Raw genomic sequence first — 15,355 nt, forward strand, 5'->3', positions numbered from 1 at the left:
CGGCCGGCACAGCGGCCTCCGGACAGAAAGAGAACCGATGAGCATGACGCTTCCCGCCCGCGCCGCCACCGGACACCACCGGCCCGGCGACCCCGCGGCCATCGCCGACGCCATCACCACCGGCAACCTCCTCCGCTGCTGGATCCGCGAAACCGGCACCCCCAGACCCACCGACGGCATCCTCCGCCTCCGCCTCCCCGCCTCCGGCGTCACCCTCGAAACCCCCGTCATCCACTGGTCACCCACCGGCCACCACCGCTTCGGCCGCGCCCGCCTCCGCACCGGCACCAAAGCCCCCGCCCCCCTCATCGCCTCCCTCCTCGGCATCGAGATCGCCGCCGGAGACCCCAGCTCCGTCACCGACCTCACCAGCCGCGTCACCGACTCCGCCCACCGCATCGAACAATTCCTCCGCACCCGCCCCCACACCACCCACACCCCCACCACCCCCTTCATCGAAGCCGAACAAGCCCTCGTCACCGGCCACCCCCTGCACCCCACCCCCAAAAGCCGCGAAGGACTCAGCGACAACCAAGCCGCCCGCTACTCACCCGAAACCCACGGACACTTCCCCCTCCACTGGTTCGCCGCCGACCCCGCCGTCCTCCACAGCGACACCGCCCTCGACCGCCCCCTCCAGAACCTCCTCGCCGAACTCGCCGGCCACCCCGCCACACCCCCCGGCACCGGCCTCGTCCCCGCCCACCCCTGGCAAGCACAAGACCTCCTCCACCGCCCCGCCGTCCGCGCCCTCCTCGACGACGGACACCTCCACGACCTCGGCCCCTCCGGCCCCCACTGGACCCCCACCTCCTCCGTCCGCACCCTCTACCGCGCCGACGCCCCCGTCATGCTCAAACTCTCCCTCGGCATCCGCATCACCAACTCACGCCGCGAGAACAACCGCACCGAACTCCGCCGCGGCCTCGCCGTCCACCGCCTCCTCGACGCCGGCCTCGCCCACGCCCTCCACACCGCCCACCCCCACTTCCACATCGTCCGCGACCCCGCCTGGCTCGCCGTCGACACCCCCGGCGCCACCACCCCCACCGGCCTCGACGCCGTCATCCGCGACAACCCCTTCCGCACCGGCACCCCCACCCCGCCCCGCACCCCCCGCACCACCACCGGCTGCCTCGCCGGCCTCCTCGCCGAACGCCCCGACCAACCCGACCACCGCAGCCGCCTCGCCACCCACATCCAGCACCTCGCCCACCGCACCGGCCACAGCACCCCCCGCACCACCCGCACCTGGTTCACCCGCTACCTCGACACCGTCATCACCCCCCTCCTCTGGCTCCACGCCACCTACGGACTCGGCCTCGAAGCCCACCAGCAGAACACCCTCGTCACCCTCGACACCGACGGCTGGCCCACCGGCGGCCACTACCGCGACAACCAGGGCTACTACTTCTCACCCGCCCGCAGCCACGCCCTCCACCAATGGATCCCCGGCGCCGGCCGCGACCTCGGCACCTACGTCGACGACACCGTCATCGACGAACGCCTCGGCTACTACATCGGCATCAACAACATCCTCGGCACCATCGGCGCCCTCGGCTCCCAAGGCCTCGCCGACGAAACCGACCTCCTCGCCGACACCGACCGCCACCTCGCCGCCCTCGCCGCCCAACACGGCGACCGCCTCACCCTCGCCACCACCCTCCGCGAAGCCCCCACCCTCCGCTGCAAAGCCAACCTCCTCACCCGCATCCGCGGCATGGACGAACTCATCGGCCCCCTCGAAGCCCAATCCGTCTACGTCGACATCCCCAACCCCATCGCCGAGGCACGCCGATGACCAGCGCCCAACCAACGCCCGCGCAGAGGACGGTGAACCAGTGACCACCCACCACACCCGCCGGCCACCCCTCCTCGCCACCCGCCTCCCCGCCGGCCACTTCACCCTCCACCCCGCCCACCCCGACACCCACACCCCCCTCCTCCACACCTGGGGCCACGACCCCGACACCGCCCCCCACTGGCCCGAACTCCACCAACCCACCCACGCCGTCCGCGCCCACCTCGAACAACTCCTCACCCCCCACAGCCACTCCACCCCCCTCATCGGCCACCTCGACGACACCCCCATGAGCTACTGGGAGCTCTACCGCGCCGACCTCGACCCCCTCGCCCGCCACTACCCCGCAAAACCCCACGACGCCGGCCTCCACCTCCTCCTCGGCCCACCCCACTACCGCGGCCGCGGCCTCGGCCCCCACCTCATCCGCGCCGTCTCCGACCACCAACTCGCCGCCGACCCCCGAGCCACCCGCGTCCTCGCCGAACCCGACACCCGCAACACCCGCTCCATCCACGCCTTCCGGCGCGCCGGATTCCACCCCGCCGGAGAACTCGACCTCCCCGGCAAAAACGCCCTCCTGATGATCCGCGACCGCCCCTGAAGCGCTCATCGGAGCACCACCCCGCACTTTCAGCGAACCGTCAACAGCCCTTCACCCAACGCTTGACGGCCCGTCACCCCAACCCAAATCGCTACCCACCGGTACGTCATAAGGTCGACCCCATGCGCCGAGCGAAAATCGTCTGCACACTGGGCCCCGCCACGGACTCGTACGACCAGATCAAGGCACTCATCGACGCCGGAATGAACGTGGCCCGCCTCAACCTCAGCCACGGCACCTACGCCGAACACGAAAGCCGCTACCACCACATCCGCAAAGCAGCCGACGAAACCGGACGCAGCGTCGGAATCCTCGCAGACCTCCAAGGCCCCAAAATCCGCCTCGGCCGCTTCCGCGAAGGCCCCGTCCTCCTCGAACGCGGCGACGAATTCACCATCACCACCGAAAACATCCAAGGCGACCGCCACACCAGCTCCACCACCTACACCGGACTCGCCGCCGACGTCAGCCGCGGCGAACGCATCCTCGTCGACGACGGCCGCGTCACCCTCGAAGTCACCAACGTCGAAGGACCCCGCGTCCACACCATCGTCATCGAAGGCGGCCTCATCTCCGACCACAAAGGACTCAACCTCCCCGGAGTCGCCGTCTCCGTCCCCGCCCTCTCCACCAAAGACATCGAAGACCTCCGCTGGGCCCTCCGCACCGGCGCCGACGCCATCGCCCTCTCCTTCGTCCGCAACGCCCACGACGCCGACGACGTCCACCGCGTCATGAAAGAAGAAGGCCGCCGCCTCCCCGTCATCGCCAAAATCGAAAAACCCCAGGCCGTCCGCAACCTCGAAGAAATCGTCGCCGCCTTCGACGGCATCATGGTCGCCCGCGGCGACCTCGGCGTCGAAATGCCCCTCGAAACCGTCCCCATGGTCCAGAAACGCGCCGTCAAACTCACCCGGCGCAACGCCAAACCCGTCATCGTCGCCACCCAGATGCTCGACTCCATGGTCGACGCCTCACGCCCCACCCGCGCCGAAGCCAGCGACGTCGCCAACGCCGTCATGGACGGCACCGACGCCGTCATGCTCTCCGGCGAAACCAGCGTCGGCAAATACCCCTTCCAAACCGTCCGCACCATGTCCCGCATCATCGAAGCCGCCGAAGAAGACCTCCTCGCCCAAGGCCTCCCACCCCTCGTCACCACCCACAAACCCCGCACCCAAGCCGGCTCCGTCGCCCGCGCCGCCGCCGAACTCGGCGACTTCCTCGGCGCCACCCACCTCGTCGCCTGCACCCAATCCGGCGACACCGCCCGCCGCCTCTCCCGCTACCGCTCACCCATCCCCCTCCTCGCCTTCACCCCCGACCCCGCCACCCGCGCCCAACTCAGCCTCACCTGGGGCGTCGAAACCTTCCTCAGCCCCGAAGCCCACTCCACCGACGAGATGATCGCCCAGGTGGACGCGGAACTGCTGCGCATCGGCCGCTGCCGGAAGGGCGACATCGTCGTCATCACCGCCGGCTCCCCGCCCGGAGTCCCCGGCACGACGAACCTGGTCCGCGTCCACCGCATCGGCGAGGACGCCGCCGCTACGGCGTGACGCGACGCGTCGCGTCGCGCGCGGCCTCGGAGGGGACGGGGACCGCGACGGATGCGACGACCGGCGGGACGGCTCAGTGCTTCGGGCCGATGTGCTCGTCCAGGCGCGCCACATCGGCCCGCCGGGCGACGGAGATGTTGAACGGCTTCCCGCCCCGGGTGCAGTGGGTCCAGGTGATCCCGAGTTTGTCCAGGGTGCCGGTGTAGATCCGGCGGATGTCGTCGGATTTATTGGTGAAGAAATACCGGGGATATTCGTACCTCTTCCGCTCGCCGCGCACGACTTTGGTGGTCCAGTTGGTGACCCGGCACCCATCGGAATGCACCAGCCCGCGCAGGAGATCCCAGGGGTGTGCGTCGACGATCTCTTGTTGCCACGCTTCGAGGGCGATGAGGCGGTTGTGTTTTTTGCCCGCGCCGTGCTGCGGGAAAAGGCAGATCCAGTGTTGTGTGAAGGACTTAACTTCCACACAGCCGTTTCTGTGCCGACGCCTCACCCGAGGCTGCGCCATGACACCTCGCATAGCCTTCTCGGCCTCGTCGACGAGCCCCGTCCAAGAGGCGGTGCAGAAGATCGACAAATGGTGCTGTTTCTTCCTGGAGATGATGTGCCCGTCGCCGAGGTAGAGGCCGAGCAGGTACGAGTAGGCCCTGCGGTCGACGGGTTTCCCTGTGCACCGAGGGCAGTCGATTGTCCTTTGTGGGGAGGGCTCACCGCGTTTTTTGCGGTCCTCGTGCCGCCACCAACTGGCCGTGCCGAGGGGGACGCCGAGCTTCTTTGCTACGACATGGTTGGGCACGCCGCTCCGCATGAGAACGACAGCCTCTTGCCTGACCGATGATGCGTACTTGCTCACTCACCCAGCGTCGCACTCTTCCTTTGTTGGAAGGGCGAAGCGGGAGTTTTTCATGCGAACGGCGAATTCCGCTTAATGTGGTGCCGGGTGCGGGACTCGAACCCGCACGCCTTTGCAGGCAAAGGCTTTTGAGGCCTCCGTGTCTTCCATTCCACCAACCCGGCCGGACAGCACGGACAGCTTACCCTGTGGGACCGTACGACGTCCCACAGGTAGGCTCAGGGAGCACTACCTGCCTGGAACGAGGAGACCCGTGAGCGCCGCCGAGCCCGAGCAGCCCGTTGCCGACGAGCAGTCGCACGTCCCCCCGATGACGACCCGCGTGGTCATCGCCGAGGACGAGGCTCTGATCCGTCTGGATCTCAAGGAGATGCTGGAGGAAGAGGGCTACTCGGTCGTGGGGGAGGCCGGGGACGGGCAGAAGGCCGTGGAGCTGGCCCGTGAGCACCGGCCGGATCTGGTCATTCTCGATGTGAAGATGCCGGTGCTGGACGGGATCTCGGCGGCGGAGCAGATCGCGGCGGAGAGTATCGCGCCGGTGCTGATGCTGACGGCGTTCTCGCAGCGTGAGCTGGTGGAGCGGGCGCGGGACGCCGGGGCCATGGCGTATCTGGTTAAGCCGTTCAGCAAGAGTGATGTGGTGCCGGCGATCGAGATGGCGGTGTCGCGGTTCACGCAGTTGAAGGCGCTGGAGTCGGAGGTCGCGGATCTGACGCAGCGGTTGGAGACGCGGAAGCTGGTGGACCGGGCGAAGAGTGTTCTGCAGACGCAGTACGGGCTGACGGAGCCGGCGGCGTTCCGGTGGATTCAGAAGACGTCGATGGATCGCCGGTTGTCGATGCAGCAGGTGGCGGAGGCGATCATCGAGGATGCCGAGGAGAAGAGGCGGCAGCAGCAGGAGGGTTGAGTGTGTCCGTGCGGCCGTGTGCCGTGCGGGGGCGGGGGATGGCGGGCGGTGAAGGGGCCCGCGGCCGGTTCGGTCGCGGGCCCCTTCGGTGTGTGGTGCGGGTTCTGCGGGTTCAGTCCTCGCCGAGGTAGGCCTTGCGGACGGATTCGTCGACGAGGAGGTCCTGTCCGGTGCCGGAGAGGACGATCTTGCCGATTTCCATGACGTGGCCGTGGTCGGCGAGGGAGAGGGCGGCCTGGGCGTTCTGTTCGACGAGCAGGATGGTGGTGCCCTGGGCTTTGAGTTCGCTGATGGTTTCCATGATCTTCTGCATCATGATGGGGGAGAGGCCCATGGAGGGTTCGTCCAGCATGAGCAGTTTGGGCTGGGACATGAGGGCGCGGCCCATGGCGAGCATTTGCTGTTCGCCGCCGGAGAGGGTGCCGGCGGGTTGTTTGCGGCGTTCGCCGAGGATGGGGAAGCGCTCGTAGGCGCGTTCGATGTCCTTGGCGATGCCGGCGGGGTCGCGGCGGAGGAAGGCTCCGAGTTGGAGGTTTTCCGCGATGGTGAGCCGGGGGAAGATGTGGCGTCCCTCGGGGGAGTGGGCGAGTCCGAGTTCGACGATTTTGTGGGCGGGGATGCCGTTGAGGGGCCTGCCGTCGAACATGATCTTGCCGCTGAGGGGTTTGATCAGGCCGGAGAGGGTGCGCAGCGTCGTGGTTTTGCCGGCGCCGTTGGTGCCGATGAGGGTGACGATCTGGCCGGCCTCGACGCTGAAGGAGATTCCTTTGACGGCTTCGATCTTGCCGTAGGCGACCCGCAGGTCCTCGACTTCGAGCAGTGGGGTCATGCCTGTTCTTCTCCCTTGGTGCCGGCTCCGTCCGTGGTGCCGGTGGTGCCGGTTCCCGGTGTGTCGGTGTCCGTCTGCGGGGTGTCCGCTGCGGTGGTGGGGGTGTGTCCGGCGTGTGCTTCGGCTGCGGCGACTTCGGCGGCTTCTTCGGCGCCGGGGGCGTCTTCGTAGGGGGTGCCGAGGTAGGCGGCGACGACGCGTTCGTCGCTCTGGACGACGGAGGGGGTGCCTTCGACGAGTTTCCTGCCTTGGACGAGGACGGCGACGCGGTCGCAGAGGTTGAAGATGAACCGCATGTCGTGCTCGATGACGAGGACGGCGATGCCCTGGTCGCGGACGGCGAAGACGAGTTCCTGGGTGGCCATCGTCTCTTGGGGGTTCATGCCGGCGGTGGGTTCGTCGAGGAGGAGGAGTCCGGGGTCGCTGGCGAGGGCGCGGGCGATTTCGAGCTTGCGTTGTTCGCCGTAGGGGAGGTTGCGGGCGAGGTGGTCGCGTTTGGCGGCGAGGCCGGTGAATTCGAGGAGTTCCATGGCCCGTGCTTCGGATTCGCGTTCGGCTTTTTTGAAGCGGGGGCCGCGGATGAGGGCGGAGAAGAGTCCTTCTTTGGTGCGGGTGTGGCGGCCGACGAGGACGTTCTCCAGGACGGTCATGTTGGGGAAGAGGCGGATGTTCTGGAAGGTGCGGGCGATGCCGGCCTGGGTGACGAGGTGGGAGCGGTGGGGGAGGACGGTGCCCTTGTAGGACACGGTTCCCTCGGTGGGGATGTAGAGGCCGGTGAGGCAGTTGAAGAAGGTGGTTTTGCCGGCGCCGTTGGGGCCGATGAGGCCGACGATTTCGCCGCTGTTGACGGTGAGGGCGACGTTGTCGACGGCGGTGAGGCCGCCGAAGCGCATGGTGACGCCGGTGGCTTCGAGTACGGGGGTGGTGGGGGCCGCGCCGGGGGTGGGGGCGGCGGGTGTGGTGGTGTCGGTGGTCATGTCGTCAGGCCTCCGCCTTGCCGAGGCCGGCGGTGCCGCCGGGTGGGGTGTCGTTGCCGTTGCTGTTTCCCGTGCCGGTGTCGCCCGGGGTGCCGGTGCCGCCGTTTCCGTTTCCGTTGGTGTCGGCGAGTGTCGTCGTGTCGGGCACGTCGAGTTGTCCGGTCTCGTGGAATTCCAGTTGTTTTCTGCGGTCGGCGACGAGGCCCTCGGGGCGGAAGCGCATGAGGAGGACGAGTGCGAGGCCGAAGAAGAGGAGCTGGTATTCGCCGATGAACTGGAGTTTCGCCGGGATGAGGAAGAGGAGCGCGGCGCCGATGAGGGGTCCGCCGACGGTTCCCATGCCGCCGAGGATGACGGCGGCGAGGAGGAAGGCGGAGTTGGGTGGTACGGCTTCGACGAATTTGTACTGTTCGGGGTCGATGGAGGAGACGGCGTGTGCCTGGACGGTGCCGGCGAGTCCGGCGAGGGTGGCGCCGAGGGCGAAGGCGATGAGCTTGAACCGGAAGGCGTTGATGCCCATGGCGCGGGCGGCGGTTTCGTCTTCGCGGATGGCGACCCAGGCGCGGCCGATCCGGGAGGAGTCGGAGCGCCGGAAGACGGAGACGACGATGACGGTGAAGAACAGCATCAGCCAGAAGTAGTTGGCCGACCGGGTGAAGTCGAAGCCGAGGAAGCTGTGGGACTCACCGAAGTTGAATCCGAGGATTTCGAGGTCGGGGATCTGGGGGATGCCGGTGGAGCCGTTGGTGATGGCGGGTCCGGAGATGCCGTCGAGGTTCTGCATGCCGATGCGGAAGATCTCGCCGAAGCCGAGGGTGACGATGGCGAGGTAGTCGCCGCGGAGGCGCAGGGTGGGGGCGCCGATGAGGACGCCGAAGACGAGGGAGACGAGGGCTCCGGTGAGGACGGCGGCCCAGAAGGGGAATTGGACGCCGATGCTGGAGAAGGGGGAGCCGGAGACGAGGGCGGCGGTGTAGGCGCCGACGCCGAGGAAGGCGACGTAGCCGAGGTCGAGGAGGCCGGCGAGGCCGACGACGACGTTCAGTCCGAGGGCGACGGTCGCGAAGATGAGGATGTTCGCGGCGATGGAGGTGAACTGGTTGTCGCTCTGGAGGAAGGGGAACGCGGCGGCGGCGACGAAGGCGGAGGCGATGGAGATGTTGCGGTGCCGGGCGGTGAGGCGGCTGACCCGCCGGATGAGTCCGGCTTTGGAGAGGGCGGGTACGGCGAGGCCGGTGAGGAGCAGGAAGCCGACGAAGAGTTCGCCGTATTCGGTGGCGATGCCGTAGGTGAAGACGTAGAGGAGGACCGCGAAGGCGGCGGCGATGAGGAGGATCTCGGCCCAGGAGGGGAGGTCCTTGGCGCGGCCGGGTGCGGGTGCCTTCATGGCGTGGCGGAGCCGCTGGAGGGGGGTTCCGGTGGGCTGGCCGGGGCCGGCGGGGGTGTCGGCGGGGAGGCCGAGGGCGGCTGTGGCGGTGAGGAGAGAGGCGAGGGCGGCGATCCAGGCGCCGGGTTCCAGGTTGACGAGGCCGCCGAGGGTGGTGGTGATGGCGGCGACGGCGTACCAGGTGGTGGCGAGGGTGCCGAGGGCGAGGAGGAGGACGGGGCTGTTGGTGCCGCCGGGGGTGAGCCAGCGGAGGCCGCGGATGCCGTGTCCGGAGAGGAGGAAGAGGAGGGTGAGGAGGGAGCCGGTGAGGGTGAGGACCTGGAGGCCGCCGGGGTAGCCGGTGACGGTGAGGTTGCCGGGGAAGGCGGAGGTCCAGGTCCAGGCGAGGAAGGTGCTCGCGAGGGTGAGGGCGGCTCCGGCGGCGGTGCCGATGCGGGCGGCGCCGGCGGGGAGGGTGAGGACGCCCGGGGCGGTGGTCTCGGGGGTGGTCTGCGTTGTGGTCATGGTGATCACGCCCGATCCGCGACGCGTTCGCCGAGTAGGCCTTGTGGCCGTAGCAGCAGGACGAGGATGAGGAGGACGAAGGCCCATACGTCCTTCCAGGCGCCGCCGCCGAAGAGTTCCATGCCGGGGATGAATTCGATGTAGGCGGTGGCCATGGCTTCGGAGAGGCCGAGGACGAGTCCGCCGATCATGGCGCCGTAGATGTTGCCGATGCCGCCGAGGACGGCGGCGGTGAAGGCTTTGAGTCCGGCGATGAAGCCCATCTTGAATTCGACCTGGCCGTATTTGAGGCCGTGGGCGATGGCGGCGATGGCGGCGAAGGCGGCGCCGATGGCGAAGGCGGTGACGATGATGCGGTCGGTGTTGATGCCCATGAGCTTGGCGGTGTCGGGGTCCTGCGAGGTGGCCTGCATGGCGCGGCCGGTGCGGGACTTGGCGACGAAGAGCGCCAGGGTGATCATGCAGATGGGGGCTGCGGCGATGAGGAAGAGTTCGCCGCGCTGGACGGAGAAGGGCCCGAGGTCGATGGGGCCGCCGCCGATCTGGGGGAAGGGGCGGGCCTTCTTGGCGTCGGGGTAGAAGGCCCAGATCGCCTGCTGGAGGGCGATGGAGAGGCCGATGGCGGTGATGAGGGGTGCCAGGCGGGGGCCGCCGCGCAGCGGGCGGTAGGCGAACCGTTCCGCCCCCACTCCGACGAGGACGGAGGCCATCATGCCCATGAGGAGCATGAGCGGCAGGGCCAGGGCGATGGAGGTGCCGTCGGGGAGGAGGAGCCAGGCGGTGAGGGCTCCGAATCCGCCGATCATGAAGATCTCGCCGTGGGCGAAGTTGATGAGCTGGACTATGCCGTAGACCATGGTGTACCCGATGGCGATCAAGCCGTACATCGCACCGAGGATCAGGCCGTTGGCAAGCTGCTGCGGCAGGTCGTGCACCGCTGGGCCTCCGAGTATGGGTGGTGGATACGGCTGCGCGGGGGCGCTGGTGGCGCCCCCGCGCAGCTGCGGTGAAGCGTCGGGCGGGCGGGTGTGCCCTGGGTCAGTCCTGGTACTCGCCGGTCTTGACGACGGTGTGCTCGCCGTCCTTGACCTCGTAGAGGGAGAGCTGCTTGTTGGTGGTGTCGCCGTATTCGTCGAAGGCGACGGCGCCGCTGACGCCTTCGAAGGAGACGTCGTGGACGGCCTTGACGACTTCGCTGCGGGCCTTGTCCATGTCCTCGGGGAGCTTGCCGTCGTTGTTCTCGGCGACGGCCTTGACGGCCTGGATGATCGCCCAGACGCTGTCGTAGGCGTAGCCGCCGTAGGCCTCGTAGGGCAGGTCGTAGCCGGCGGCCTCGTAGTCCTTCATGAAGGACTTGGCGGTGTCGAGGGTTTCGAGGGGGGCGCCGACGGAGCTGGCGAAGTCGCCTTCGGCGTTCTTCTTGGCGAGCTTGATGTACTCGCCGCTGTAGAGGGCGTCGCCGCCGACGACGGGGATCTTGGCTCCGGCCTTCTTGATCTGGTCGGAGAGGGGGGCGCCGGCCGGGTACTCGCCGCCGTAGTAGACGAAGTCGGCGTCGGAGTTGCTGACCTTGGTGGCGATGGCGGAGAAGTCGGTGTCCTCGGGGTTGACGTGGTCGGTGCCGACGACCTTGCCGCCGAGCTTGACGAACTCGTCCTTGAAGGTGCCCGCGAGGCCGGCTCCGTAGGTCTTCTTGTCGTCGATGACGAAGACCTTCTTGAGCTTCTTCTCCTCGTACATGTACTGGGCGGCGTAGGGGCCCTGGATGGCGTCCGTGGTGGACGTGCGGAAGTAGGTCTTGAAGGGGCGGACCTTCTTGCCGCTGCGCCAGTCCTTGCCCTGGGTGAGCTCGGGGGCGGTGTTGGCGGGGGATATGAGCGCCATGTCGGCGTTGTCGAACGCCTTCTGCATCGGCGGGGCGACGTTGGAGTTCAGCGGGCCGATGGCGGCGATGGCCTGCTTGTTGTCGATGACGCGGTTGGCGTTCTGCTGGCCGGTGCCGGGCTGGGCGACATCGTCGAGCGCCAGCATCTTGAAGGTGACGCCGTCGACTTCCTTGTTCTTGTTGGCGGTCTTGATGGCCAGTTCGGCGGAGTTCTTGATGCCCTGGCCGAGGGCGGAGAGCTTGCCGGAGAGCGGGGCGTCGACGCCGATCACGACGGTGGTGTTGCCGCCGTCTCCGCCTCCCGCGCTGTCGTCGCGCGAACCGCAGGCCGTGAGTGTGAGTGCCCCCGCGGTGACCGCGGTGGTGATGATGAGCAAGGAACGTTGACGCACGTTCTGTCCTTTCCCCTGGCGCGGCCTTCTCGCCTGAGTGGGCCGTGTGCGTTGCCGGGCGGGGGCAGTGCGCTTGGTGGGCATTGCGGTGTCGCACCCGGCGGCGCGGTAACTGGCGGTGAATATATGGGGATGAGCTACGGCCCGGCAGAGGGCGGGAGAGGATGTGACGCTCTTGTTATGCCCGGTGTGTCTTCGGGGGCCGGTGCGGGGGGCGTGGGGGCTGCCGGTGGGGGACCGCTCGGGCAGCGGACGGCCCGGAGGGGGTGATTCCGCAGTTCGGCCGTGGGGTGGGGCGGCGGGGTGCCGGGGTGGGGTCCGCATATCGTGCGCGCCGCCGGGGGAGGGGCCGGCGGGGTGGGGGTGCGGGCGGGTCCGGAGGGAAACCGTCGGGCACGAATATCACGCTGTGTTACGACGGTGTGAGCGGACCGGACGTTTCGGACACGGTGCGTGGGGGCCGGGAGTCCGCTGCGCGGGGAGCGGCCGTCGCCGGGGGCGCGGGGTGCGGGACGGCCGGAGCCGGGGCCGGGGCCGGGAGCCGGACACCCGCCGCGGCGGGGTGTGCGGTGCCGGGTGCCGGCGCCCCGGCGGAGGGGCCGGGGCACCGGCGTGCGGCGTCAGCTGGCGGGGGCGTCCTTGAGCAGGCAGGTGAGCCGTGCGCTGCAGACCCTCCGGCCGTCCTCGTCGGTGATGACGGTCTCGTAGGTCGCGGTGGTGCGGCCGCGGTGGACGGGGGTGGCGACCCCGGTGACGAGGCCGGAGCGCACGCCCCGGTGGTGCGTGCAGTTCAGGTCGACGCCGACGGCCAGCTTGCCGGTGCCGCCGTGGAGCATGGCGCCGACGGAGCCGAGGGTCTCGGCGAGGACGGCGGAGGCGCCGCCGTGCAGCAGGCCGTAGGGCTGGGTGTTGCCCTCGACGGGGAGGGTGCCGACGACCCGCTCGGCGGAGGCTTCCAGGACCTCCAGGCCCATGCGCGCGCCGAGGTGCCCGGCGGAGAACAGGGTGGTGAGGTCGATGCCGAGGCCGGCGTACTCGTCCAGGACCTCCTGGGGGAAGATGATCTTGCTCTGCTCACCCATGGGGCGCGGCTCCGGTTCTCGCGGGGGACCCGGCGGGGGCGTCCCGCCGGTGTGGTGTGCACCGTCCTATCAGGACTGCCCGGCGGGCGCTGTGCCGGGGATCACGGGGCGGCCGGGACGCCGTCCCGTTCTCCGGCCGGCGGGGTGGGTTCGAGCCGGATGACGACGGACTTGCTGGCGGGGGTGTTGCTGGTGTCGGCGGTGGCGTCGAGGGGGACGAGGACGTTGGTCTCGGGGTAGTAGGCGGCGGCGCAGCCGCGGGCGGTGGGGTAGTGCACCACGCGGAAGCCGGGGGCGCGGCGTTCGGCGCCGTCGGTCCATTCGCCGACGAGGTCGGCGTAGGAGCCGTCGGGGAAGCCGAGGGCGCGGGCGTCCTCGGGGTGGACGAGGACGACGCGGCGGCCGCCCTTGATGCCGCGGTAGCGGTCGTCGAGCCCGTAGATGGTGGTGTTGTACTGGTCGTGGGAGCGGAGGGTCTGCAGCAGGAGGCGGCCCTCGGGCACGCGGGGGTGTGCCAGGGGCGCGGCGGTGAAGTTGGCCCTGCCGGTGGCGGTGGGGAAGCGGCGGTCGTCGCGGGGGGCGTGCGGCAGGGTGAAGCCGCCGGGCCGGGAGACCTTGGCTTCGAAGTCGTCGAAGCCGGGGACGACGCGGGAGATCCGCTCGCGGATGAGCCGGTAGTCCTGTTCGAACCGCTCCCAGGGGACGCGGCTGGCGGAGCCGAGGACGCGGCGGGCGAGGCGGCAGACGATGGCGGTCTCGGAGAGCAGGTGGGGGCTCGCCGGTTCGAGGCGGCCGCGGGAGGCGTGCACCATGCCCATGGAGTCCTCGACGGTGACGAACTGTTCGCCGCCCGCCTGGATGTCGCGTTCGGTGCGGCCGAGGGTGGGGAGGATCAGGGCGCGGGCGCCGGTGACCACGTGGGAACGGTTGAGCTTGGTGGAGACGTGGACGGTGAGCCGGGCGCGGCGCATCGCGGCTTCGGTGACGCCGGTGTCGGGGGAGGCGGAGACGAAGTTGCCGCCCATGGCGAAGAAGACCTTCGCGGTGCCGTCGCGCAGGGCGCGGATGGCGCGGACGACGTCGTAGCCGTGGTGGCGCGGGGGCGCGAAGCCGAACTCCTTCTCCAGGGCGTCGAGGAAGGCGGGGGCGGGGCGTTCGAAGATGCCCATGGTGCGGTCGCCCTGCACGTTGCTGTGGCCGCGGACGGGGCAGACGCCGGCGCCGGGGCGGCCGATGTTGCCGCGGAGCAGCAGGAAGTTGACGATCTCCCGGATGGTGGGGACGGAGTGTTTGTGCTGGGTGAGGCCCATGGCCCAGCAGACGATGATGCTGCGGGCGCCGAGGACCATCCGCAGCGCGGCGTCGATGCCGGCGCGGTCCAGGCCGGTGGCGCGCAGGATCTCGTCCCAGTCGGCGGAGCGGGCGGCGGCGGCGAACTCCTCGAAACCGTGGGTGTGTTCGCGGATGAAGGCTTCGTCGACGGGCGGGGGGCCGCCGGGTGAGGCGGCCGGTTCGCCGGCCGCTTCGAGGAGGAGCCGGTTGAGGGCGCGGAAGAGGGCCTGGTCGCCGCCGATCCGGATCTGCAGGAAGAGGTCGGTGAGGGGGGTGCCTCGGCCGGTGAGGCCGCGGGCGGTCTGCGGGTTCCTGAACCGCTCCATGCCGGCCTCGGGCAGCGGGTTGACCGTGATGATGCGGGCCCCGGCGGCCTTGGCCCGTTCCAGGGCGGTGAGCATGCGCGGGTGGTTGGTGCCCGGGTTCTGGCCGGCGACGATGATGAGGTCGGCCCGGTCGAGGTCGTCGAGGAGGACGCTGCCCTTGCCGACGCCGAGGGTCTCGGTGAGCGCGGAGCCCGAGGACTCGTGGCAGAGGTTGGAGCAGTCGGGCAGGTTGTTGGTGCCGAACTCGCGGGCGAAGAGCTGGTAGAGGAACGCCGCTTCGTTACCGGTGCGGCCGGAGGTGTAGAAGACGGCTTCGTCGGGGGATTCCAGGGCGCGCAGTTCCTCGGCGATGATGTCGAACGCGCGCTCCCAGGGCACCGGTTGGTAGTGGGTGGCGCCCTCGGGGAGGTACATCGGCTGGGTGATCCTGCCCTGCTGGCCGAGCCAGTAGCCGCTGCGGCCGGCGAGGGCGGCGACGGGGTGGGCGGCGAAGAAGTCGGGGGTGACGCGGCGCAGTGTCGCCTCCTCGGCGACGGCCTTGGCGCCGTTCTCGCAGAACTCGGCGGCGTGCCGCTTGTCGCCCTCGGGCCAGGCGCAGCCGGGGCAGTCGAAGCCGTCCTTCTGGTTGACCCTGAGGAGGGTGAGGGCGGTGCGGCGGACGCCCATCTGCCGTCCGGCCATGCGCAGGGTGTGGCCGACGGCGGGCAGCCCGGCGACGGCGCGGGGCGGGGGCCCGACCTCCGGCGCGTCCTGGACCGGGTCGCTTGCGGGCGGCTTGCCTGCCATGGCTTCTCCCTCGGGCTCCTGCGGGCGGCGGATGCGTGGGGCCGATCCTCCCACGGGTCGCCGGCGGGGGATCCGGTGCCGCAGGGCGGCACGGGCCCTCGTGGCGCGGTGGTGCGCGGGTGGGGCGC

At 69.7% G+C, this 15,355-nt stretch carries 12 protein-coding genes and 1 tRNA gene; 4 read left to right on the forward strand and 9 right to left on the reverse strand.

The genetic code is table 11. The annotated features are described in order from the left end of the window. The first annotated feature begins 37 nt into the window (after positions 1–37). From SXIN_RS24540 to pyk, 3 genes are all read left to right on the forward strand, one after another. Positions 38–1,801, forward strand: coding sequence for an IucA/IucC family protein (locus SXIN_RS24540; RefSeq protein WP_019709526.1), 1,764 nt, complete (start codon positions 38–40; stop codon positions 1,799–1,801). 40 nt (positions 1,802–1,841) lie between these two features. Continuing rightward, positions 1,842–2,405, forward strand: coding sequence for a GNAT family N-acetyltransferase (locus tag SXIN_RS24545; RefSeq protein WP_019709527.1), 564 nt, complete (start codon positions 1,842–1,844; stop codon positions 2,403–2,405). A gap of 122 nt (positions 2,406–2,527) precedes the next feature. Beyond that, positions 2,528–3,964: a pyruvate kinase gene (gene pyk / locus SXIN_RS24550; protein ID WP_019709528.1), complete on the forward strand. Its 1,437-nt coding sequence runs from the start codon at positions 2,528–2,530 to the stop codon at positions 3,962–3,964. Between the two features lie 73 nt (positions 3,965–4,037). On the opposite strand, the gene SXIN_RS24555 is transcribed toward pyk, so the two are convergent. Both SXIN_RS24555 and SXIN_RS24560 read right to left on the reverse strand, forming a co-directional pair. Continuing rightward, positions 4,038–4,820, reverse strand: a complete 783-nt coding sequence (locus SXIN_RS24555; protein WP_039821779.1) for a hypothetical protein — start codon at positions 4,818–4,820, stop codon at positions 4,038–4,040. 78 nt (positions 4,821–4,898) lie between these two features. After that, a tRNA-Leu gene (locus SXIN_RS24560) sits at positions 4,899–4,984 on the reverse strand. Positions 4,985–5,073: 89 nt separating this feature from the next. Here SXIN_RS24560 and SXIN_RS24565 point away from each other — a divergent pair. After that, positions 5,074–5,727 carry an ANTAR domain-containing response regulator gene (locus SXIN_RS24565; RefSeq protein WP_019709530.1) on the forward strand — a complete coding sequence of 218 codons (654 nt, stop codon included), beginning with the start codon at positions 5,074–5,076 and terminating at the stop codon, positions 5,725–5,727. Between the two features lie 112 nt (positions 5,728–5,839). On the opposite strand, the gene SXIN_RS24570 is transcribed toward SXIN_RS24565, so the two are convergent. From SXIN_RS24570 to SXIN_RS24600, 7 genes are all read right to left on the reverse strand, one after another. Then, positions 5,840–6,556, reverse strand: coding sequence for an ABC transporter ATP-binding protein (locus SXIN_RS24570; protein ID WP_019709531.1), 717 nt, complete (start codon positions 6,554–6,556; stop codon positions 5,840–5,842). Continuing rightward, entirely contained in the window at positions 6,553–7,533 is a 981-nt protein-coding gene (locus SXIN_RS24575) for an ABC transporter ATP-binding protein (protein ID WP_019709532.1), read from the reverse strand. Before SXIN_RS24575 ends, SXIN_RS24570 begins: the two co-directional genes overlap by 4 nt. A gap of 4 nt (positions 7,534–7,537) precedes the next feature. Beyond that, positions 7,538–9,424 (reverse strand): branched-chain amino acid ABC transporter permease, encoded by a 1,887-nt coding sequence (locus tag SXIN_RS24580; protein ID WP_095758179.1) that lies wholly within the window; start codon positions 9,422–9,424, stop codon positions 7,538–7,540. Between the two features lie 5 nt (positions 9,425–9,429). Then, a complete protein-coding gene (locus SXIN_RS24585; protein WP_019709534.1) occupies positions 9,430–10,359 on the reverse strand; it encodes a branched-chain amino acid ABC transporter permease in 930 nt (309 codons plus the stop codon). A gap of 103 nt (positions 10,360–10,462) precedes the next feature. Then, a complete protein-coding gene (locus SXIN_RS24590; RefSeq protein WP_039821781.1) occupies positions 10,463–11,701 on the reverse strand; it encodes a branched-chain amino acid ABC transporter substrate-binding protein in 1,239 nt (412 codons plus the stop codon). A gap of 620 nt (positions 11,702–12,321) precedes the next feature. After that, entirely contained in the window at positions 12,322–12,783 is a 462-nt protein-coding gene (locus tag SXIN_RS24595) for a PaaI family thioesterase (protein WP_019709536.1), read from the reverse strand. A 101-nt stretch (positions 12,784–12,884) separates the two neighbouring features. After that, the gene (locus SXIN_RS24600; RefSeq protein WP_019709537.1) at positions 12,885–15,227 is read right to left on the reverse strand and encodes an FdhF/YdeP family oxidoreductase; all 2,343 of its coding nucleotides are present in this window, start codon (positions 15,225–15,227) and stop codon (positions 12,885–12,887) included. Between the last annotated feature and the right edge of the window lie 128 nt (positions 15,228–15,355).

Source organism: Streptomyces xinghaiensis S187 (assembly GCF_000220705.2).
Taxonomy (GTDB): Bacteria; Actinomycetota; Actinomycetes; order Streptomycetales; family Streptomycetaceae; genus Streptomyces; species Streptomyces xinghaiensis.